Here is a 2,634-nt window from a genome sequence, read left to right on the forward strand (position 1 = left end):
GCCTCGTTCCCACCATTAGCGTAGTGGCCTTGGCCAATATCTATACCGGTATACCAGAAGTTGTCTGATACGTCGGCAACAGCATGCGATATAGGTACGCCACAGCATAAAGCAAAAAAAAGTAATTTTTTCATGAAACACCTCTCAAAACGTTAGAGAATCAACGTGACAAGCCTCTGCAATATTAATGACTCAAGGCTTAATTAACTAGAGGTGGATTTTAAGCTCAAAAAGGTTACACACTTGAGATTAATATACGCAATGTGATGAGTATCACATAAGACCCATGAGTTAGATTTACCTAAAACAGGCGGTAGTGATAAATAACCATAAAGAAGTAGGGCATAGCAATATGTGTGACATTTCTACTTTGGTGAGCGATGTGACATTACTAACTTGCAATAACATGAGGTGGTTTTAGCAAAATTATCTATGCCTGGTTAACTCTATCCGACCACTTACCACTCCATATCAAAATTGATATAGCTCGCGCATTTAATCTTTATAAGAGAAAAAAGAAAGCTTATTGAGCGCGGAGCGCAAACCTACGACCACCACAAAGGTTAATCAGGCTGATTGTGGTAAAGCTGAGGGTCGTGCTTTTCTGTCCTAGCTTTTCCATATGAAGGCATAAGATAGAGCGCATTACTACGCTCTAAAAACAATCTTATTCAGCAGATTCACATGCGCCAATTGCTGATGGGATTGATATTGCTGGGTGAATTAAGTAATCCTCAGAACAAGACTTATCTCGGTTAAAAGTAGTACCTGTACAACCTGTCATTACTGTTGCAGCAATAATCAAAATCGCAATTTTTTTCATCATTCATTCCAAATTTTGTTTAAAAAGCTAGTTAAATCTTTATTTAACCATTTTAAAATAAAAATTTACCCACTTTTAGATATAGCTCACAAAAACTATTCAACTCTATTAATTTGAGAATACTGATCGCGTTCAATTAAGGAGAGAGTTTGGATATCGGAGATTGTTGGGTTCTGATTTAGTTGCGCAGAACACAGAGCCGAGGGCGGTTCACTTAGAACACCTAACCTAAATTCTCTGGTTAGCTATTTATTACAATAGTGAACCCGCTTTCTTAAGATAGTCATTAGCAATGATAATGACTATCTTAAATTTTAGAGCTTAAGCACTAACCAATTTATGCCCAAAAATCAGCTAATCTCAAACTGTTTTACTCAAACCGATTAAAAACGATATCTATAACCAACTTGATAATCTAATTCACCGAGTCGTTGCCAATCCCGATAGGAAATATTCAGTTCAATCGCTGAATGTGTACCAAATAAAAACTGATTTTTTAGATTAAACTGATGTTGTCCACCATATTCGAAATTTGCGTATCGGTAACTGGGTTGAGTTTGAAACCAGGATGTTAGTTGCACGCTCAGTCCTGTTTCAGCAGATATCCCTCCACCGTCGTTCTTTCTCTTATCCCCTTTAGATGTATTTCTAGTGGCGGAATAATATGCATAACCAACTGAATTGAACCACTGAATGTTTTTTGTTAAAGAAATGGTTGAACCTAAATTAAAATAACTCTGGGATAAATCTGTTGAAGACCTAGTGACACTATCATGATTAATTTGTACAAAAAAGTGTTGAGGGAAGTGCCATTTAGCATCAAGGTAATAACCGAGTAAATCCTTTTGAACATCATTATTATAGAGTTCACCAAAATAACTTTTCATACCATCGGCAGATACTTCAGTAAATTGAGTGCCGATTGCAACATAGGACTTCTCAGTAATTAATGTTTCGCTAGCTAATACGCTCATTGAAGTAGAGATAGCTAACAAGCAGCAGGGAATAACTATAATAGTCTTCTTCATATAGGTTTACCCATAATTGTATAAGAGCCGATGCATCGAGAGTCTTGAGCATACTTATGGGCAGTATCCTTAATCGGAACTAACGACTTAATACAATTAACAGGTAGCTGATTTTTATTCAATACTTATGAACCAATATCTTTACCTCCCTCTACAGCTCTAGAAATCGCGTCACTGATAGTACGTGCATCATTTACGTAATAACCTTTCTGCCGAATAGCAATAATTTGATTCTCGGTTGTTTGTTCAGTTGTTGAAACACGACAATAGGAAAATATACGCATTGGTTACTCACTTCATAAAAGGTATCAAATATAGGGGTATCATATGATTAAGGTACCATTAAAGCCACACCCTAATTTTATGACACCGATATTAAGTTAAGATAGCAGGTATCAATATACGAGTGTTTTTCGATACCGACTTTGAAAGCGCTACATAATTAAATTTTCACTAACGAACTCTAACTTTTTTTGGGGGAAAGTGACCAGGGTGAGATCGCGAACGAATTTTAGCCAGTAAAAACCGAAAGGCTTTTCATTTTGATACCGTTGTGATCTTATACTCTCTTTTGCAGAGATCCTATAATGAGCCTTCTTTCCCTAACTAAGCACTTCGAACTTATTGAAGACCATCGTCAAGCTACCAAAGTGACTTACCCCTTATTTGATGTACTGTTTTTAACCGTCGTAGCGTAAGCGATCAATATAGGACGGTCTTGTCAGATTCTAATAAGTCTGCATTAGATCTGAGGTAAGCGGGTTGTCCGCAAACTTAGCCTTC

Annotated in this window: 3 protein-coding genes; all 3 read right to left on the bottom strand. The window is 36.9% G+C overall.

What is annotated here, in order from left to right:
• Nucleotides 1-667: 667 nt before the first annotated feature.
• Nucleotides 668-823 (bottom strand): DUF4223 family protein, encoded by a 156-nt coding sequence (locus L2748_RS23460; protein ID WP_246616310.1) that lies wholly within the window; start codon nucleotides 821-823, stop codon nucleotides 668-670.
• A 383-nt stretch (nucleotides 824-1,206) separates the two neighbouring features.
• Nucleotides 1,207-1,851, bottom strand: a complete 645-nt coding sequence (locus tag L2748_RS23465; protein ID WP_220783609.1) for a hypothetical protein — start codon at nucleotides 1,849-1,851, stop codon at nucleotides 1,207-1,209.
• A 125-nt stretch (nucleotides 1,852-1,976) separates the two neighbouring features.
• The gene (locus L2748_RS23470) at nucleotides 1,977-2,135 is read right to left on the bottom strand and encodes a recombinase family protein (protein ID WP_246616308.1); all 159 of its coding nucleotides are present in this window, start codon (nucleotides 2,133-2,135) and stop codon (nucleotides 1,977-1,979) included.
• Nucleotides 2,136-2,634: the final 499 nt, after the last annotated feature.

This window comes from Shewanella sairae (genome assembly GCF_023283535.1).
GTDB lineage: Bacteria > Pseudomonadota > Gammaproteobacteria > Enterobacterales > Shewanellaceae > Shewanella > Shewanella sairae.